Annotated in this window: 15 protein-coding genes, 10 tRNA genes, 2 rRNA genes and 1 pseudogene; 25 read left to right on the top strand and 3 right to left on the bottom strand. The window is 49.9% G+C overall.

From position 1 onward, the window contains the following. From SD71_RS08210 to glmM, 20 genes are all read left to right on the top strand, one after another. Positions 1–282, top strand: a 23S ribosomal RNA gene (locus tag SD71_RS08210); the annotation flags it as partial. Positions 283–346: 64 nt separating this feature from the next. Beyond that, positions 347–508: a hypothetical protein gene (locus SD71_RS23920; RefSeq protein ID WP_161793360.1), complete on the top strand. Its 162-nt coding sequence runs from the start codon at positions 347–349 to the stop codon at positions 506–508. Next, positions 501–617, top strand: a 5S ribosomal RNA gene (rrf, locus tag SD71_RS08205). The genes SD71_RS23920 and rrf overlap by 8 nt, the downstream gene beginning before the upstream one ends. Before the next feature lie 39 nt (positions 618–656). After that, positions 657–732 (top strand) — tRNA-Thr (locus tag SD71_RS08200). Between the two features lie 17 nt (positions 733–749). Beyond that, positions 750–824 (top strand) — tRNA-Glu (locus SD71_RS08195). A 4-nt stretch (positions 825–828) separates the two neighbouring features. Next, positions 829–904 (top strand) — tRNA-Val (locus SD71_RS08190). Positions 905–927: 23 nt separating this feature from the next. Next, positions 928–1,002: transfer RNA gene (locus SD71_RS08185), tRNA-Gln, on the top strand. A gap of 5 nt (positions 1,003–1,007) precedes the next feature. Further along, positions 1,008–1,083: transfer RNA gene (locus tag SD71_RS08180), tRNA-Lys, on the top strand. Between the two features lie 26 nt (positions 1,084–1,109). Further along, positions 1,110–1,192: transfer RNA gene (locus SD71_RS08175), tRNA-Leu, on the top strand. Positions 1,193–1,201: 9 nt separating this feature from the next. Next, a tRNA-Gly gene (locus SD71_RS08170) sits at positions 1,202–1,276 on the top strand. A 9-nt stretch (positions 1,277–1,285) separates the two neighbouring features. Then, a tRNA-Arg gene (locus tag SD71_RS08165) sits at positions 1,286–1,362 on the top strand. A gap of 25 nt (positions 1,363–1,387) precedes the next feature. Then, positions 1,388–1,464 (top strand) — tRNA-Pro (locus tag SD71_RS08160). A 10-nt stretch (positions 1,465–1,474) separates the two neighbouring features. Further along, a tRNA-Gly gene (locus SD71_RS08155) sits at positions 1,475–1,548 on the top strand. A 468-nt stretch (positions 1,549–2,016) separates the two neighbouring features. Further along, positions 2,017–4,809 (top strand): phosphoenolpyruvate carboxylase, encoded by a 2,793-nt coding sequence (gene ppc / locus SD71_RS08150; protein WP_041061957.1) that lies wholly within the window; start codon positions 2,017–2,019, stop codon positions 4,807–4,809. An 82-nt stretch (positions 4,810–4,891) separates the two neighbouring features. Then, on the top strand, positions 4,892–5,812 hold the full coding sequence (locus SD71_RS08145; protein WP_041061956.1) for an EamA family transporter: 921 nt from the start codon (positions 4,892–4,894) through the stop codon (positions 5,810–5,812). Between the two features lie 9 nt (positions 5,813–5,821). After that, positions 5,822–6,388: an RNA polymerase sigma factor SigW gene (sigW, locus tag SD71_RS08140; RefSeq protein WP_041061954.1), complete on the top strand. Its 567-nt coding sequence runs from the start codon at positions 5,822–5,824 to the stop codon at positions 6,386–6,388. A 106-nt stretch (positions 6,389–6,494) separates the two neighbouring features. Further along, positions 6,495–7,106, top strand: coding sequence for a zf-HC2 domain-containing protein (locus SD71_RS08135; RefSeq protein WP_041061965.1), 612 nt, complete (start codon positions 6,495–6,497; stop codon positions 7,104–7,106). A 198-nt stretch (positions 7,107–7,304) separates the two neighbouring features. After that, positions 7,305–8,138 carry a diadenylate cyclase CdaA gene (cdaA, locus tag SD71_RS08130; protein WP_041061953.1) on the top strand — a complete coding sequence of 278 codons (834 nt, stop codon included), beginning with the start codon at positions 7,305–7,307 and terminating at the stop codon, positions 8,136–8,138. Continuing rightward, positions 8,131–9,441: a CdaR family protein gene (locus SD71_RS08125; RefSeq protein WP_052476080.1), complete on the top strand. Its 1,311-nt coding sequence runs from the start codon at positions 8,131–8,133 to the stop codon at positions 9,439–9,441. The genes cdaA and SD71_RS08125 overlap by 8 nt, the downstream gene beginning before the upstream one ends. Positions 9,442–9,472: 31 nt before the next feature. After that, entirely contained in the window at positions 9,473–10,813 is a 1,341-nt protein-coding gene (gene glmM, locus SD71_RS08120) for a phosphoglucosamine mutase (RefSeq protein WP_041061952.1), read from the top strand. 51 nt (positions 10,814–10,864) lie between these two features. Here glmM and SD71_RS22105 read toward each other — a convergent pair whose 3' ends face one another. Beyond that, positions 10,865–11,266 (bottom strand): hypothetical protein, encoded by a 402-nt coding sequence (locus tag SD71_RS22105; RefSeq protein WP_052476079.1) that lies wholly within the window; start codon positions 11,264–11,266, stop codon positions 10,865–10,867. 71 nt (positions 11,267–11,337) lie between these two features. After that, positions 11,338–13,011 carry an alpha amylase family protein gene (locus SD71_RS22100; RefSeq protein ID WP_052476078.1) on the bottom strand — a complete coding sequence of 558 codons (1,674 nt, stop codon included), beginning with the start codon at positions 13,009–13,011 and terminating at the stop codon, positions 11,338–11,340. Between the two features lie 701 nt (positions 13,012–13,712). Here SD71_RS22100 and glmS point away from each other — a divergent pair. The 5 genes from glmS to SD71_RS25535 all read left to right on the top strand — a co-directional run bounded on the left by glmS (position 13,713) and on the right by SD71_RS25535 (position 17,569). Further along, positions 13,713–15,545, top strand: coding sequence for a glutamine--fructose-6-phosphate transaminase (isomerizing) (gene glmS / locus SD71_RS08100; protein ID WP_041061948.1), 1,833 nt, complete (start codon positions 13,713–13,715; stop codon positions 15,543–15,545). Positions 15,546–15,777: 232 nt separating this feature from the next. Further along, positions 15,778–15,972 (top strand): helix-turn-helix domain-containing protein, encoded by a 195-nt coding sequence (locus SD71_RS26170; RefSeq protein ID WP_041061959.1) that lies wholly within the window; start codon positions 15,778–15,780, stop codon positions 15,970–15,972. A 108-nt stretch (positions 15,973–16,080) separates the two neighbouring features. After that, entirely contained in the window at positions 16,081–16,431 is a 351-nt protein-coding gene (locus SD71_RS08090; RefSeq protein WP_041061947.1) for a hypothetical protein, read from the top strand. A 415-nt stretch (positions 16,432–16,846) separates the two neighbouring features. Next, the gene (locus SD71_RS08085; RefSeq protein ID WP_041061946.1) at positions 16,847–17,332 is read left to right on the top strand and encodes a hypothetical protein; all 486 of its coding nucleotides are present in this window, start codon (positions 16,847–16,849) and stop codon (positions 17,330–17,332) included. A gap of 111 nt (positions 17,333–17,443) precedes the next feature. Continuing rightward, positions 17,444–17,569, top strand: coding sequence for a hypothetical protein (locus tag SD71_RS25535; protein ID WP_268747723.1), 126 nt, complete (start codon positions 17,444–17,446; stop codon positions 17,567–17,569). A 123-nt stretch (positions 17,570–17,692) separates the two neighbouring features. Here the strand turns inward: SD71_RS25535 and SD71_RS08080 are convergent. Then, positions 17,693–17,908: pseudogene (locus SD71_RS08080) on the bottom strand (AAA family ATPase); the annotation flags it as partial.

The following is a 17,908-nucleotide window of genomic DNA, read 5'->3' as shown; positions in this document are numbered from 1 at the left end:
CCCTATCTGTCGCGGGCGTAGGAAATTTGAGAGGGGCTGTCCTTAGTACGAGAGGACCGGGATGGACGCACCGCTGGTGTACCAGTTGTTCCGCCAGGAGCATCGCTGGGTAGCCAAGTGCGGAAGGGATAAGCGCTGAAAGCATCTAAGCGCGAAGCCTGCCTCAAGATGAGATTTCCCAATTCGTAAGACCCCTGGAAGAACACCAGGTTGATAGGCTCGGGGTGGAAGCGCGGCAACGTGTGCAGCTGACGAGTACTAATCGGTCGAGGGCTTATCCTAAATTCACAGATTCGATGATGGTTTCACCCGCTTTGTTTCGCATCCGGTTTTCAAGGCGCAAGCCTTGTTTACATCGCAAGTCTGCAACGTATTGCACAGCAATACTGCCTGCAGTCATGCGAACTGTGACGATTTCATCGCACAGTTGGTGGCAGCAATTGCCACTGTACATGAACGGCGAATTCGTGATATGATCGGATTCGTTGTGCAAGATCTGGTCTGGTAATAATGGCGGAGGGGTTCCACGCGTTCCCATACCGAACACGACCGTTAAGACCTCCAGCGCCGATGGTACTTGGACCGCAGGGTCCTGGGAGAGTAGGACGTTGCCGGGCCGGATTCACTTGCAATGCCAGGTAAGGTATAGGGGCCATGCTCTCATAGCTCAGTAGGTAGAGTGCATCCATGGTAAGGATGAGGTCACCGGTTCGATCCCGGTTGAGAGCTCCACTTCCAATACCATTCACGGCCCGTTGGTCAAGTGGTTAAGACACCTCCCTTTCACGGAGGTAACAGGGGTTCGAGTCCCCTACGGGTCACCACTACGGAGGCTTAGCTCAGCTGGGAGAGCATCTGCCTTACAAGCAGAGGGTCGGCGGTTCGATCCCGTCAGCCTCCACCATTAACTTTACATTGGCTTACCGTTGGGGATTAGCCAAGCGGTAAGGCAACGGACTTTGACTCCGTCACTCCTAGGTTCGAATCCTAGATCCCCAGCCATTCTTGAGCCATTAGCTCAGTTGGTAGAGCACCTGACTTTTAATCAGGGTGTCGAAGGTTCGAGTCCTTCATGGCTCACCACCTTCAAGAAGGTTAGTACGGCCTATGCGCGTGTGGCGGAATTGGCAGACGCACCAGACTTAGGATCTGGCGGGCAACCGTGGGGGTTCAAGTCCCTCCACGCGCACCACAATCATATGCGGACGTGGCTCAGTGGTAGAGCATCGCCTTGCCAAGGCGAGGGTCGAGGGTTCGAATCCCTTCGTCCGCTCCATGTTGTTTTGCGCCCTTAGCTCAGCTGGATAGAGCGTTTGACTACGAATCAAAAGGCCGGGAGTTCGAATCTCTCAGGGCGCGCCATTTTCACAACTGTATAATTTACTGTCGGGACGTAGCTCAGCTTGGTAGAGCACCTGGTTTGGGACCAGGGGGTCGCATGTTCGAATCGTGTCGTCCCGACCACTCATTACACGCGGGTGTAGTTCAATGGTAGAACTTCAGCCTTCCAAGCTGATAGCGTGGGTTCGATTCCCATCACCCGCTCCATAATGTAAATGTCAGATCCCTTGTGATAAGGGATTTTTATTTTGTTTAATAAGAAAAAGGATGCACCGGGATTTATCCGCGGCAGCATCCTTTTTTACATTGCGTTGTATGAGATCGGGCCTGTTAATTCTGTTCCATTTTTAGCAGTGCCGCTTTAGTTAACAACATCAAGTAGCCTCTGAGCTTCAGATTTACCCTTTTCATGATAATCGCTCCTGTCGTCAAGATTAGGTATAAATATCCGAATTATCTCTTTGTACATACTTATTACACACAGCGAACAGGAAATGAAACCTTAATCTACCAAGGGTGAAAAGGCTGGTTATCGCAGTATTCCAACCAGAAAATGCAGATTTTCAACGTTCATTGTAGTATGATGTTAGGAAGGACTTTTTTTCAAATGTGCCGCTGATCAATGCCGCCAGTGCGGATAACTTCAGCTGAAATACTTAGTTTGGGGTGATAGAGATGTCGGAATTAGTTGAGGCCGGACGATCATCGTCCAACCATTTGCTGCGCAGAGATGTACGCTTTCTCGGAAATATTCTGGGCGAAGTGCTTGTGCATCAGGGCGGCCGTGAACTGCTCGAGCATGTAGAGAAAATTAGGGAAATGAGCAAGGCGCTTCGCGCCGAGTTTCTCCCTGAGCTGTATGAGGAATTTGTTAATACAATTAAAAATTTAGAGCCTGAAATCAGACACCAGGTGATCCGTGCTTTCGCGATCTATTTTCAACTGGTTAATATCGCTGAGCAGAATCACCGCATTCGCCGCAAAAGGGACTACGAGCGTTCCACTGGAGAAGCGGTTCAGCCGGGATCGATTGCAAGTGTCGTACAGGATTTGAAGGAAAAGAACTTATCGATCGATGAGCTGCAACATATGATTAACGATATCTCGCTCGAGTTGGTGATGACCGCTCATCCGACGGAAGCGACTCGACGTGCCGTGCTCGATATTCATAAGCGCATCGCGAATCAAGTCATGGAAATGGACAACCCGACTCTTACCTATCGTGAACGGGAAAAGCTTCGCGAGAAGCTGCTCAATGAAGTGTTCACGCTGTGGCAGACCGACGAGCTGCGTGACCGTAAACCGACGGTAATAGACGAGGTTCGCAACGGGATGTATTTTTTCCACGAAACGTTATTTGATGTATTGCCCGATGTATATGATGAGTTTGAACGCTGTCTCGGCAAGTTTTACCCTGAGCAGCAGTGGCACGTCCCGACTTACTTGCGTTTTGGAACGTGGATCGGCGGCGACCGGGACGGCAATCCGTCGGTGACCTCCGACGTGACGTGGAAAACGCTGAACATGCAGCGCAACCTGGTCATCTATAAGTATGAGAACATCATCCGGACTCTGATGGGCCAAATGAGCTTCAGCACAACAATCATTGATGTGACGAACGAACTTATCGATTCTATCCGTGCAGACAGCGAAGCTGTGGAACTGCGGACAGTGGAACCTTGGACCAACGACAAAGAGCCGTACCGCGTTAAACTGACCTATATGCTGCAGAAGCTGCGCAATATGAGGGAAGAACAGTTCAAAGGCACCAAGCAGCGCTATCATACTGTAGCGGAGCTGATGGACGATCTGCTTTTAATTGATCGCAGTCTGCGCCACCATTATGCCGATTATGTAGCGAACACCCATCTCAAAAAGTTTATTCGCCAGGTGGAGCTTTTCGGCTTCCATTTGGCTTCGTTGGATGTGCGTCAGCACAGTCAGGAACACGAAAACGCAATGACGGAGATTCTGGCAAAAACAGGTGTACAAGCCGGCTACGCCGAGTTGGCGGAGACTGAGAAAATCGAGCTGCTGCATCGCCTGCTCGCCGATATGAGGCCGCTGGTGAACGAAAACACGCCGCTCAGCGAATCCACCAAGGAATGCTTGGACGTTTATCGTACCATTTATCGCGCTCAACAAGAGTTCGGCGTCAGCTGTATCACCACGTATTTGATCAGCATGACCCGCGGGGCAAGCGATATGCTTGAAGTAATGGTACTCGCCAAGGAAGCCGGGTTGTTCCGCCGGGATGACAACGGCAAGATCATCTCTACGGTACAGGCGGCACCTTTGTTTGAAACCATCGATGACTTACATGCAGCCCCTGAAATCATGAAGACGTTGTTCGAGCTGCCGATCTATCGTGAATGTGTTGCGGGCATGGGCAATGTGCACGAAGTCATGCTCGGATATTCCGACAGCAACAAGGACGGGGGCATGGTTACCGCGAACTGGGAGCTGCGGGTCGCACTTAATGATTTGACCCGGACAGCGAAAGAGTACAACGTGCGCCTCAAGTTTTTCCACGGTCGCGGAGGAGCGTTGGGCCGCGGAGGAATGCCGCTTAACCGGAGTATTCTGGCGCAGCCGCCGCATACGATCGGCGGAGGCATCAAAATTACGGAGCAAGGAGAAGTGTTGTCCTCGCGCTATTCCATGACAGGAATCGCGTATCGCAGCTTGGAGCAAGCGACCAGCGCATTATTGACCTCTGCCTATCTCGCCCGATATCCGTCGCAGGAGAAAGCCTCGGAGACGAAGTGGGAAGAGATCATGCGTACCGTCTCGGAGGACGCGCAGACCAAATATCAGGATTTGATTTTCCGCGATCCGGATTTCCTCACCTTCTTCAAGGAGTCGACACCGCTTCCGGAAATCGGCGAGCTCAATATCGGTTCCCGTCCCTCGAAGCGCAAGAACAGCGAGCGGTTCGAAGACTTGCGGGCGATTCCATGGGTGTTCTCCTGGACACAAAGCCGTTATTTGCTGCCGGCATGGTATGCCGCGGGAACCGCGCTGCAGCATTATGCTGCCGGCGAAGAAGAACGATTGGATACACTGAGAACGATGTACCGCGAATATTCGTTCTTCCGGTCCCTGATCGATAATCTGCAGATGGCTTTGGCGAAAGCCGATCTTATCATCGCTCGGGAATATGCTTCGATGATTAACGACGCTGAGATTCGAGCGCGTATTTTCTCGCAGATTGAAGAAGAATATACGAAGACGAAACAGATGATTCTTCAAATTACCGGACAGGATGATATTCTGGATAACACTCCTGTCATTCAGGAATCGATCCGCCTGCGCAACCCGTATGTGGATCCGCTCAGTTACTTGCAGGTCCAGCTGCTCTTGGAATTGCGCAGCCTGCGGTCACAAGGCAGTGACGATGCGGAGCTTCTGCGCGAGGTTCTGCTGACAATCAACGGAATTGCTGCCGGCCTCCGCAACACCGGCTGATGGACTGACAATTAGACACATGGATTATGGGGGCCCGGGGTACACTCACCCGGGCCCTTTCCTGCAGAAAGCGGGTTATGCGATGAACGGAAAAAACAAGATGTTCGCGGTTTTTATCGTGCTGTTGGGCGCCGTAAGCTACGGCATCGTCTCGCCGGTTTTCAAGCTCGCGGCAGCAAGCGGATGGAACGCCGAACATTTGACGTTCCAACAGGTGGCGTCGGGGACGGCGCTGTTGTGGCTCACTTTCGGCATTGCCCGGCTCCTCGGAGTTTCGGGCGCACTCCGTCTAAGTTGGAGAGAGCTGCTCAGACTGGTCATTATCGGCATTGTCGGAGTGTCACTTACCACGATATTTTTGAATCGGGCTTTGACGCTTCTGGACGCTTCATTGGCTATTGTGTTGCTTTTTCAATTTACGTGGATTACCATCTTGCTAGAAAGCATTCGCACACGGCGGTGGCCCGGGCGTTTCGAATGGATAGCGGTTCTATTGACTGCCGCGGGCACCATTCTGGCAGTCGGACTCCTTGAGCAGGATTTCGGGCGGGCCGATCGTCTGGGCATACTGCTGGCTCTGCTGGCGGCAGTCTCTTATGCGTCGTTCTTCTTTTTATCCGACATTCTTCCTGTAGATACGGACCCGATTGCCAAGTCGACGGTGATGGCAACCGCTTCATTCGTTCTCGTTACGATCATTCATAAGCCCACCGCATTCGAGTGGAACGGAAGCGCGCCGATTTTCGGCTGGGGACTGCTTCTCGGATTTTTAGGAACGGCTTTTCCATTTATTTGCTTTAACTATGGTATTCCCAAGGTGGGCGGCGGATTGGCGGCGCTGCTCGGTGCGATGGAATTGCCTGCTGCGATGGTTGCTGCGTTCCTCATTCTGGGGGAACCTTTGTCGTGGCTGCAGGGAGTGGGAATTGCACTCATTCTGGCAGGGATCATGGCAGCACAGCAAAAGACCGCACAAACCGCCGAAAGCCGGCAGGGAGGGTGAGACACGGATTTGAAACCAGTGGAGACGCGTCTTGCGCGCTTGGCCCGCAAAGGGGATCAGCGCGCATTCGCTGAAATCGTGGACTTATATAAAGACAAGCTGTTCCATCTCGCCTATCGGATGACCAACAACCGGCAAGAGGCGGAAGATGTCGTACAGGAAACATTTCTTCGAGTATACAAAAATCTGGATCGTTACGATGAAAACCAGAAATTTTCCACATGGATATATCGCATTGCCACGAATCTTTGCATAGACCGGCTCAGAAAGAGGCGCGCCGTCTACTCGCTCGATGCGGAGTCCTCGGAGCACGAGGGGCTGGACGGGTACGCGATGCTGCCAAGCGACGATCGAACACCGGAGAGCGAGCTGCTGCTTTCGGAAACACAGAGACTTATTCATGAAGCGATCGAGACTTTACCCGTGAAGTATAAATCGGTCATGGTTCTTCGCTATCTTCAGGACCTCTCCCTCCAGGAGATCTCAGAAGTGCTCGAAATGCCCGTTACGACTGTGAAAACCCGGGTTCACCGCGGGCGCGAATTTTTGCGGAAAAAGTTGGAGCATAGGATATAAGCCCATTTTCAGCTAAAACAATGAAACCGGCCGGCTCCGTAACACGTAGAGTATAGAAGCAATGCTCGTGGAGCGACTGTCTCCACTCAAGAAAGGGATGGCAGATATGAAGTGCAACAACGCCGTCGCATACATTCATGATTATTTGGATGGGGAACTGTCGCGTGAACAGGTCAAAGAACTGCGTAGCCATTTGACTGAATGCGCGGCATGCCAGGGCCATCTTGAAGCTTTGGAGCGCACAGATGCGCTTGTACGCGCGATGCCGGCCGCGTCGGCTCCCGCACATATGACCGAGTCGATCATGAAGTCGCTGCCGAAGTCGCGCCGTCCGGCCGCTTGGACTTCTTGGGTACGCCGCCATCCGGCGGCATCCGCTGCAGCGATGTTCCTGGTCGTTATGTTATCAAGCTTCGTCACGATGTGGAATCAGGATCAGGAGCTCTCCATCGCAGGGCCGGATCTGGAGCATGTCGTTGTCGAGGGGAACAAGGTAATCGTGCCTGCCGGGCAGACATTTTCCGGGGATCTCACGGTCTCCAACGGCGTCGCACAGGTGCTGGGTGATGTGGACGGCAACTTGACCGTCATAGACGGAAGCGTGAACCTGGCTTCCACCGCTCACATAGCCGGCAAAGTGCAAACGATCGACCGTGCGGTTGACTGGATGTGGTACAAGGTAAGTTCCTGGTTCGGCAAATTGGCCTACGGCTCATAACCAGCAAGGGGCAATCACTCTGCCCGCTCATAACCGGTTCCGGATCGAGTTCTCCTCCTCTCTGGACAGCAGAGAGGTTTTTTTCTTTGTATGACAGGATTTCTTGGCAATTGTAGAGAAAGATAATAAGATAGAAGATAACGTAAACCGACAATATTCGCCGATAACTAATCCAGCGCCGGGACGGGGGGTCGCGTCTTGGACTATTTTGCCGGGCTGACATTAACGACAGCAATCAAAGATATCGTAGATATCCTCATAGTGAGCTACATCATATACCGCTTGATCCTGCTCGTACGAGGGACGCGTGCGGTTCAGCTGCTGCGCGGAATCGTGCTGCTTGTCCTCACTTGGGCGATCAGCACATGGCTTAACCTCTATACGCTTAACTGGCTCATGAACCAGATGTTCACATGGGGTGTCGTCGCCGTACTTATCATCTTCCAGCCCGAACTCAGACGGGCTCTTGAGCAGCTCGGAAGAGGAAAGCTATTCACCCGCTCCACGCCGGAAGAGCAGGATGTAAGCCACGGGATTAACGAAGTGATGAAGTCCGTCAACTACTTATCGCGCCGCAAAATCGGGGCGCTGATTGTATTTGAACGGGAAACCGGTATTAATGACTACATTGAGTCAGGGATCAAGATGGACTCCAACTTAAGCTCGGAGCTGCTCATCAACGTGTTTATTCCGAATACCCCGCTGCACGATGGAGCGGTGATTATACGCGGCAACCAGATTATGGCTGCCGGCTGTTACTTGCCGTTGTCGGAAAATCCTTTTATAAGTAAAGAGCTGGGAACACGTCACCGTGCAGCCATCGGCGTCACTGAAGTATGCGATGCGATTTCCGTTGTCGTCTCGGAAGAGACCGGACAAGTGTCGCTGTCGATTAACGGACAAGTTGTACGGGACATTAAAGAAGAGTCGCTGATCTCGAAGCTGTTCGAGGAGCTGCGTCCACAGTTCAAAAACAAGAATAACGAGTGGAAAGCATTCTGGAAACGGAAAGAAGGTGACAGCCATGGATAGATGGCTGCACCACCCGACGGCCGTTAAGATTGTGGCGCTAGCGCTCGGAATACTGATGTGGGCCGTCGTCCACTTCGATCAGGACCAACCTTCACCCAGTGATGTCTCGGCTCTACGGCAAACCGACACGATCGAAGGAGTTAAAGTCGAAGCCTATGGCTTAGACGAGCGGGATTTCATACTGCTTGACATGGAACCGCAAACCGTAGCTTTGACGGTGAAAGGAACGCCGACTGACCTGCTTGCCGCCCCAAAAGGCGATTACCGTCTGCGGATCGATTTGCGAACGGTGGGCGCAGGAGAGCATACACTGAACATAAAAGTTGAAAGTTTGCCGCGGGGCATCCAGTTCGTCCAAATGTCGCCGACTACTGTGCACGTCAATATTCAGTCCTTACAGACAAGGGAACTCGAGGCGGATATTCGAACGGAAGGCGATCCGGCTCAGGGATATAAGGCAGGATTGCCTGTCATCAAGCCGAGCAACCGGGTGCATGTGACTCTGCCCTCTGATCAGTGGCCGGATGTTGCCCGAGTCGGTGCAAATATCTCGATAGAAGGCGCGCAAGAAGCGTTAGAGAACAAAAGTGTCAAGCTCGCCGCTTACGACAGCGCGGGCAAGGTTATTGAAGGCGCCAGGATCGATCCGGAGGTTCTTGAAGTGGATATTCCGATTACGAACCCGTTCAAGACAGTCCCTTTGCAGTTCCGGTTTACGGGCACGATGCCTGCGGAACTGAGTATCGCGGCATTCAAGCCGGAGGTCGAGCAGGTTACTATTTACGGACCTCAGCAAGCGCTGGACAAAATCGACTTTATCGAAGCGCACATACAGGTGAATAACTTAACGAAATCGGGTAATGTGGCCGTGCCGCTTAAAGTCACTACGCCAATTACGCAGATTTCCCCAGAGCAGGTCAAAGTCGACGTTGATATCGTACTCGCGGCTACTCGTTCCTTGGAAGGTCTGCCGATCACCTTGAAAGGTCTGGGGGGCGGATTGAGAGCGAAGATCAGTGAGCCCTCGACAGGCAAGGCGGATATCACCATCAAGGGCGCTCCGTCCATGCTGGATCACTTGCAGCCGGGCGATGTCGGGGTGGTCGCGGATCTGAGCGGAAAAGGCCCCGGCACGCATACCATTCCGCTGATCGTGAACCTGCCGCGTTTCATTGAGCAAGCGGGAGGTACGAATTCCATTACCGTACAGATTGAGGACGACGTGCCTGCCGATGCTCCGCTAGACAGCTCCGGTGCACCAGCGGGGCAGGACAGCAGTCCGGATACCACAACAACAGAGTAAATCAACAGCAACAGAAGGAGCAGGAATTTAGATGGGAAAATATTTCGGTACAGACGGAGTGCGCGGAGTCGCAAACCGCGGGTTGACGCCTGAGTTAGCTTATAAAATCGGCCGCTGCGGCGGCGTTGTATTGGCAGGACGCGCAGAGCGACCTAAAGTCGTGATCGGGCTCGACACCCGGATCTCGGGTCCGATGCTTGAGAGTGCCCTGATCGCAGGTTTATTGTCCATCGGCGCGGATGTCGTAAGGCTTGGGGTCCTCAGCACACCTGCGGTCGCCTATTTAACGCGTGAATTGGGTGCGGATGCAGGAGTAATGATTTCCGCTTCCCATAATCCGGTTGAAGACAACGGAATCAAGTTCTTCGGCGGCGACGGGTTCAAGCTGCTCGACGAGACGGAATTGGAGATTGAACGGCTGATGGATGCTGACGAAGATTCGCTGCCGCGGCCGGTGGGCGGGGAGATCGGAGTGCTGACCACCGATGCCGAAGCGAAGTTCCGCTATCTTGAATTTTTGAAGACGACGGTAAACCATTCGTTCGCCGGTTTGAAGCTTGTGCTCGATTGCGCGCATGGCGCTGCTTACGAGCTGGCACCGGACGTATTCCGGCAGCTTGGCGCCGAGATCATTGCCTACGGGGCGGAGCCGGACGGCCTGAACATCAACGATGGCGTCGGTTCTACGCATCCGGAGATGCTGGCGCAGAAAGTCATACAGCACGGCGCCCATTTAGGCCTCGCATTTGACGGAGATGCCGACCGGTTGATTGCCATCGATGAGAATGGCGACGAAGTGGACGGCGACTATATTCTGTGCATCTGCGGGGATGCAATGAGACGTGCCGGCAAGCTGAAAAAAGACACGATCGTAACGACCGTCATGGCCAATATCGGGTTTTTTAAAGCGGCGGAAACACTCGGTTTGAAGACTGCGAAGACCGCGGTCGGTGACCGCTATGTGATGGAAGAGATGGTTCGCGAGGGGTATAACCTGGGCGGAGAACAGTCCGGACATGTCATTTTCCTGGATTATAATACAACCGGTGACGGCATTCTGACAGGCTTGCAGCTCGTCGACACTTTGGTCGCATCGGGCAAGAAGTTAAGCGAGCTCAAACAAATGATGCGTAAATATCCCCAAGTACTGGTCAATGTAAGAGTAGCGGACAAATCCCGTTACCCGGGTAATGAAGCTATAGCCGAAGCCGTAGCCGGCGCGGAAGCGGAGTTGGGCGACAATGGCCGTGTGCTGGTTCGTCCATCCGGGACTGAGGCGCTTATCCGTGTTATGGCTGAAGGGCCCGACAAAATGGAAATCAAGCGTCTGGTGGAAAGAATCGCGGACGTGGTCAGCAAGGAACTGGTGTAAAAAGGAAGCGCCGCTTCTCAGGTCATGCTGAGAGCGGCGCATTTTTTATGGTTACAGGGCTCCGGCGCGGTGAACGATGTTCATTGCATGATCGTAATCCTCTTCCTGGACGATCGCCGTCAGCAGAATATCTCTGCCGCCTGACCAGCCGGGTGCGACTCCTCCAGGTTCTTCATTGACACCGAGCACCGCTGTAACTTCTCCGGCGTCGCGCCCCGGAGGGCCCAGATCATTGCCTCCGACTGCCGGCCCCATGGTGGGAACATCGGCCAATGCTGATCCCATGGTCGGAATATCTGTCGTCTCAGGTCCATTGAAATCCGGTCCATCGTTAGGCACCCCGTTAAACCGGTCGATTTTCGCATCAACAAGCTTTAGCTGCTGCAGCTGATTCAATGCCTTTTTTGCTTGGTCGGGAGTGTTGAAATACGCCAATATTGACCTTTCAGCCATCCGATTTTCCTCCTCATGGAGTATTAGTTCGTCGGCTTTATCCTCAACAGGACGGTTCAAATCTATACCTTTTATTGTTCGCTTCTCAGCTGCTTTACGAACCCGGGAACATGATGAGGAGCCGTAGACGGTTCTGCAAATTCTTCCTCGACGATATGCCACCAATCGAACCATTCCAAATACACCAAGTCAAAAAGCATAATTCCATTCGTTTTTTCCAGATCCATCCGGATTGCATTACGGAACTGTTCCGGTTTGCCGGAATATTGATTCAGATACAAGCTGCCATATACGAAAGTAGCACCATTGACAGCGTCCATAGCGACCTCTGCCGAGCCTTCGACACTGTGATCGATCGGGTTGCCTTTTGCCATTGCCTCTTCCTTGGTGACCTCTTCAAAATAGGTGCCCGTCATAATGAAATCCAACAATTCCGCATACCCGGTTTTATGATAATCCTCGCTGGTCCAGTCGAAATTCGGCATATGCGTCTTGCTGGCCCAGTTCACACCTTCGCTGTAGTAATCGGCATACCATGCGCCTACATAAGTGCTGAAAAATACATCTTCATCAGTAGCGTGTATCAAATTTTCAGCTTTTCTGAAGAAGTCCTGGATGTTGCCTGCCCGCCATTCAATCCATTTCTTATACAGCGGACCTTGAGTCATTTTTTCCCCTTTCTCGTCGAACTCAATTGAGAAAATATCTTGCGGAAAGTTGGCGACCTTCTGGCCGATGTACTCTTCAAATTTTTCCCGGCTCAGTTCGCTGAAATCAGCATAGATGTTGTTGTACCGGGCGCGGTCTAACACAATGCCATCCACCTCGTAGTTTTCGACCAGCTCTCTGATGATCCCGAGCTCATATTGCTGCACATCTTCGCGAATAGGGTTAACGAATGTGGATTGTCCCGGCGCTTGCGAAGCCGGACGCAGTTTGGTGTCGGACGCACTTATGTCCATCGTATCGCCGACCTTTACATTGTTCAGGAGCCAAGTTCTGGCTTTTCCGTGACCGGACAACACATATCCATTATCGGGAACTTGCAGTGCAGCCGCACCGGTCGTATTCCGATCCGAAACCTGAGTCACGACATTGTCGACAACTTGAATTTCCGCGCCAAAGCGGTTAGCTGGGGACACTTTATATTTATCGGGTGTATAAAGAACGAGATAGTCCGTGAGACGTGTCGTATTCGTGCCGGTAATCTCAAAGGTATTGCCGTTGGCCGCTTTGGCAAGCCGGATTCCTTGATAAATGACCGACTGCCATTCCGGATGCGTATATGCCGGGCCTTCTTTATAAGTCGTGCTGCCTTCCGAGAAGACATTCAACGCTGCGTGAACTTTTATACCGTGACTGTGCGCTTCTTCGATTACCGTTTGCAGCAAATCATAATCGGCCGGATAACCTTGAAATACGGGAATCTTCTGAGAGGTGCTCGCGTGAGGGGCTAATGCGCTTTTATAGGCGACAAAGCCTGTGGAGTTTTTGATGTCCACTATGATCGTATCGATGTTAGCTCGAGCTGTTTTACCTACAATATCCGCTACTTTTTCCTTTGTATTCAGATAAGGAATATTTGCCGATAAGTCGTACCATAATATTCTTGCCTTCATGTTTTTATTATTTGTGACGTTTTCCATCATGTTCTCTCTGGACTGGTCACTGCCGTTAGCGGAAGCGGGAACTACTGAAAAAGTGAATAATAAAACCGCGAAGAGAATGCTGCTCACCTTTTTCATAAAGTGGCTCCTTTTCAATTGGTTTTAAATTTCCCTTTATGTACAATCCCAGGATGCCTGACTTGATTACACCTCCAATCAAAACGACGAGAATTGTTTAAATGATAGCATAACGCCAATGATTTTGAAGTATTTTTTCAAATTTCAATTAAAAATAGGAGGAATTATTCAGATGTAAATGGGTATATGTATGACAAAGTGCGCCTTTTAGCGGATAATTTATTACTTAATGTTCGTTATCGGCCTCGGAATTTGTCGTTTCCCGGGAAATAACTGAAATACTTTCCAACGGTTGCATGCATCTGTGAAAAGGAATAAGATAGAGGAATGTATTCTGAAATAGAAAGGCAGGGCAGCATAGCAAAAAGCAACAAAAGCGCCAGAACTTGTCGATACGGAAAAGATGGCAAGTTGACGAGGTGGAGGTGTTCGGAACGTTCGGCGGGGACCTCCCGGCTCATGATCGGAGCCGACAGTCGGAAGACAAAACGCTTAGGGCAACCAGGCGGACAATATTCCGATACGATATCAATCAAAATAATTGGAGATGTCCGGCGGACCGAAACAGGCCCTTCAGCGGACATGTCGTTGGATGTTTGGGCAGCAACGCTTGACCCTTATTTGAATACGGCTTGTGCCGCTTGTTTGGCTTCGTTGCGGTTCCGGGAGGACGTGAACCCGAATCGGAGGCTTATATAGATATGTGTGGAATCGTTGGTTATATCGGAAATCGTGAATCACAGCCCATTTTGTTGGAAGGGCTCAAAAAGCTGGAGTATCGCGGCTATGACTCGGCAGGAATTGCCGTGTTCACGGAGGAAGGCCTTGAAGTAACGAAGACGGTCGGCCGTTTGGCCAATCTCGAGAATCGGCTGAGCGGAGATCCGCTGCGCGGAACCGTCGGGATCGGACACACACGCTGGGCTACGCACGGCAAACCTTCGGATGTGAACTCGCATCCTCACACGGACAATTCTTTGAAGTTTTCCGTCGTGCACAACGGTATTATTGAGAATTACCTGGATTTGAAAGAAGAACTGATGCTGGCAGGCCATCGTTTCTTGTCTGAGACGGATACGGAAGTCATTTCCCACCTTATTGCCGTCGAGTATGATGGGGACATTGTAAAAGCGGTGCAGCGTGCGGTGAAAAAAATGCGCGGCGCCTTTGCACTCGGGGTACTGACGGAGCATGAGCCGGATCGTCTTGTTGCTGTGCGTTTCGCGAGTCCGCTGATCATTGGTATCGGCGAAGGAGAGAAGTTCATCGCCTCCGACATTCCGGCGATCCTGGAGCACACTCGCGATATTTATATTCTCAACGATGGGGAAATGGCGGTTCTCACTCGCGACGCCGTAGAGTTGATGACCATCGAAGGCAACTTCATCGCCAAAGAAGTATTCCATGTAGATTGGGATATCATGACCGCTGAAAAAGGCGGCTTCGACCACTTTATGCTGAAGGAAATTCATGAGCAGCCAAAAGCTTATCACGACACGATGTTGGGTCGGATCAGCGAAGATGGCCGTTCGGTTGTTCTGCCGGAACTCAAGATTAGCGCGGAGAAGCTTCGCGGCATCAACCGCGTACACATCGTCGCTTGCGGCACTGCGTATCATGCCGGTCTTGTAGGCAAATCGATCATTGAGAATCTGGTTCGCATTCCGGTAGAGACGGATGTCGCATCGGAATATCGTTACCGTTCGCCGATCATCACACCGGACACTTTGGTTATCGTAGTCAGCCAGTCCGGCGAGACTGCAGATACTTTGGCGGCACTTCGTGAAGCGCAGCGTAACGGCGCACATGTGCTTGCCATCACCAATGTCGTCGGCAGCTCGGTTGCCCGCGAGGCGGATGATGTTATCATAACGCTGGCAGGTCCGGAAATTGCGGTAGCCTCTACCAAGGCTTATTCCTCACAGCTCATCGCTTTCTATCTGTTTGGCCTCTACTGGGCACAGACGAATGGCACGCAAGATGAAGCAACGGTGGCTAATATTTTGGCGGCCATGCAGGCTCTGCCGGAGCAAGTGGAGAAAATCCTTGCGCAGGCTGAGGTCATCAAAGGAGTGGCGGAGTCCATCTCCAAGCATGACAGCTTGTTCTTCATCGGCCGCGGGCTCGATTATGCGGTCGCTATGGAAGGTTCGCTGAAGCTTAAAGAGATCTCCTATATTCATTCCGAAGCGTATCCTGCGGGCGAACTAAAACATGGTACACTGGCGCTGATCGAAGAAGGCATTCCAGTCATCGCGTTGATCACGCAAGAGGGTCTGTACGAGAAAACACTTAGCAACATTAAAGAAGTGAAGGCTCGCGGAGCCGATGTCCTTGGAATCATCAACGAGGGTCACGAGGCAGAAGTGGCCAAGTCGACGGACCGCCAGTTCGCTATCCCTCGTACACTGCCGCTACTGACACCTGCTCTCTCGGTTGTTCCGCTGCAGCTGCTGTCCTACTATGCTTCGCTCGCGCTCGGCCATGACGTGGATAAACCGCGTAACCTGGCTAAGAGTGTGACGGTTGAGTAAGGAGTAAGAATAGGTAGCGTCTTTGTGAATGCGTTAAAAATACCTTGTAACTGAAAAAAGAAGCCTGTAACTGTAAAAGAAGATAGTAACTGGGGAATAAAGTTAGTTACTCAAATTTGTTTCTTGAATCTATACAGTAAAGTCTTGGTCCAATTAAAAAAAGCAAGTACATCCTAGGTCGTTCTGAAAAGTCATTTTCAGAACGACCATTTTTATTAGTGAGGTGTATTAGATGGAGTCAATCGGTATTAAGGTGAAGGGTATTAGGAAAAGGCATAAAATGAACCAAATTGATTTTTCAGAGAAAATTGGGATATCACAGGGGAGATTGAGTGAGATCGAGCAGGATAAAACGAAACCATCTGCAGATACACTAATTCAACTTAGAAAGCAATTTAACATCGATTTAAATTGGCTTTGCATGTAGAGTAGTCACAGAAAGTTCCCTAAACGGGCAGGTTAGCGCAACTTTTTATCAATCAATAGCTTCTTAATATGGGTATATATGTAAATAGAATCATAAGGGGTAATCACCATGAGAAAGTGCATTTTATCCGTTTTTATTAGCATCATATTGCTGATTCAAACCTCATGTAGCACGGATGATCGCGAGAAGATTTTTATGAATGATGTAGAACATGTCTCCTGGAATGATGTGTTTTACAAGATATCTCAGAAGATTGATACTGATACAGATAATCTTGGTTTGCTTGAATTACTAATTAGTTGGAATAATTCTCTGATAGAGAACCTTACTTTGGATTTAATTGATAAGTCGAGTGGTATTGGATACACAGTTACATATCAAGGTGAATCTGATGAATTCACACATTTCATTAACAATGGCAAGATTGAAAAATTTGATAAACTCGATTCAACTTTTTAAAGACATTGTAAATACTTTTGAAGTGAACAATATCAGCTCATTCAAAAAATACAGCCATGCAGAAAAAGGGTTCATGATGTTTAGCATCATAAATGGCAACATTTCTTACAGCAGTAATTATGGTGCTAAACTATTCAAAGTGAATAAAGAATGAATTGAACCATTCCAGAACAATGAAACATTACAATTGCCTAATAGGACAGTATCTTTAACAATTGGAAACAATCTGTTTATATTAACGCATCTTTCAAGCTGATTAGTGGTTAATAAAAATGAACAATGATTAAAACTAACGGGAGACGATAGCGGGGAGCTTGCCAGACGGCCAGCTCCTTTTTCGTTTGTTGAAGTAACGGGCAGTTATGTGGAGAAGTGTGTTAAATTAGAAAAAAACAAGGCTAATTAGGGGGATAACATGAAGAAACCATTTCTAATTATGTTGATTTCCACATTAGGTTTTATGTTAACAGGATGTAATTTCACCGAAGAACAGATAGCGGAAGGTATTATCAAAGATTATTATCAAGCCATTATAAATGAAGATTATGAAAAAGCGTTTGAACAGTTACAGCTATATGATTATGATGCTGGTCATTATACAGAAGGAACTACATTATCTCATAAAGAGGCTAAGGCGTTCTATTTGAAGAAAATAAATTTCTTGAAGGAACAAAATTATGAATTAAAGGGTTTTGAAATTATAGAAGTTGAGTATGAAGACGGGCACTCATTTTGGCATCATATCAAACTCAAGGTAGAGCAGAATGGGCAGAAATTCGAATGGAATGAAGTAGCCGATATTTTTGAGGGAAAATTGCTAATCGGTGAAAGAGATGACCCCTATGCCAAGTATAGAGATGGGAAAATGAATTTTGAAATTGAAGATTTGAAAGGAAATTGAAATTTGACTTTCTAATTAAACTATTGGAGAACGATAGTTTAATCAACACATTTTGGAGGCTGCCGAGCGGCTTTCACGCTAACGGGCAATGATGTTCAAGGGGAGACGGTAATGAAAGCAGATTATGCAAAGCTGATTGATGTTATTTATGATCCGACATCAAGAGATGATGAAATTGATGACGCAGTCTTCATACAAAAATGGCGACCGAGTTGGCCGCTTTTTAATGATGTATAATGATGGCAACCAAAGTCTTGGCCAAGTTGTTACTGCTAGCGCATAATGCCCAGCAGATGACGGCATAAGTTGTCCAGCATTAGTCGGATAAGCTGTCCGCATCCGGATAAAAACCGGGGAGAATCATGACAATTCTCCCCCGATGACACGTTTGATCATATGATCGTCTATAATTCGATGTTTGTTCTGCGCACCGTACAACAAGCCGTGAGTGCATACTTTATTTATCATCCGTGCGGAGCCGCTCACGAAGCGATAGATTTCATCGATCGCTCCATCCGTGAAAATATCGCGATCCGCCCCGGCATAAACCATGTGTCGCTCGATATATGCTCCCGT

The sequence above is a fragment of the Cohnella kolymensis genome (assembly GCF_000829465.1).
Classification (GTDB): Bacteria; Bacillota; Bacilli; order Paenibacillales; family Paenibacillaceae; genus Cohnella; species Cohnella kolymensis.
The sequence above is the reverse complement of the archived record's forward strand: the minus strand, read 5'-3'. Positions and strand labels throughout refer to the sequence as shown.

What these genes read in the sequence shown, in the direction of transcription:
- ppc (WP_041061957.1), top strand. Translation starts at nt 2,017, where the DNA reads ATGTCGGAATTAGTTGAGGCCGGACGATCATCGTCCAACCATTTGCTG.
- SD71_RS08145 (WP_041061956.1), top strand. Translation starts at nt 4,892, where the DNA reads ATGAACGGAAAAAACAAGATGTTCGCGGTTTTTATCGTGCTGTTGGGC.
- SD71_RS08135 (WP_041061965.1), top strand. Translation starts at nt 6,495, where the DNA reads ATGAAGTGCAACAACGCCGTCGCATACATTCATGATTATTTGGATGGG.
- SD71_RS08125 (WP_052476080.1), top strand. Translation starts at nt 8,131, where the DNA reads ATGGATAGATGGCTGCACCACCCGACGGCCGTTAAGATTGTGGCGCTA.
- glmM (WP_041061952.1), top strand. Translation starts at nt 9,473, where the DNA reads ATGGGAAAATATTTCGGTACAGACGGAGTGCGCGGAGTCGCAAACCGC.
- SD71_RS22105 (WP_052476079.1), bottom strand. Translation starts at nt 11,266, where the DNA reads ATGGCTGAAAGGTCAATATTGGCGTATTTCAACACTCCCGACCAAGCA.
- SD71_RS22100 (WP_052476078.1), bottom strand. Translation starts at nt 13,011, where the DNA reads ATGAAAAAGGTGAGCAGCATTCTCTTCGCGGTTTTATTATTCACTTTT.
- glmS (WP_041061948.1), top strand. Translation starts at nt 13,713, where the DNA reads ATGTGTGGAATCGTTGGTTATATCGGAAATCGTGAATCACAGCCCATT.
- SD71_RS26170 (WP_041061959.1), top strand. Translation starts at nt 15,778, where the DNA reads ATGGAGTCAATCGGTATTAAGGTGAAGGGTATTAGGAAAAGGCATAAA.
- SD71_RS08090 (WP_041061947.1), top strand. Translation starts at nt 16,081, where the DNA reads ATGAGAAAGTGCATTTTATCCGTTTTTATTAGCATCATATTGCTGATT.
- SD71_RS08085 (WP_041061946.1), top strand. Translation starts at nt 16,847, where the DNA reads ATGAAGAAACCATTTCTAATTATGTTGATTTCCACATTAGGTTTTATG.
- SD71_RS25535 (WP_268747723.1), top strand. Translation starts at nt 17,444, where the DNA reads ATGAAAGCAGATTATGCAAAGCTGATTGATGTTATTTATGATCCGACA.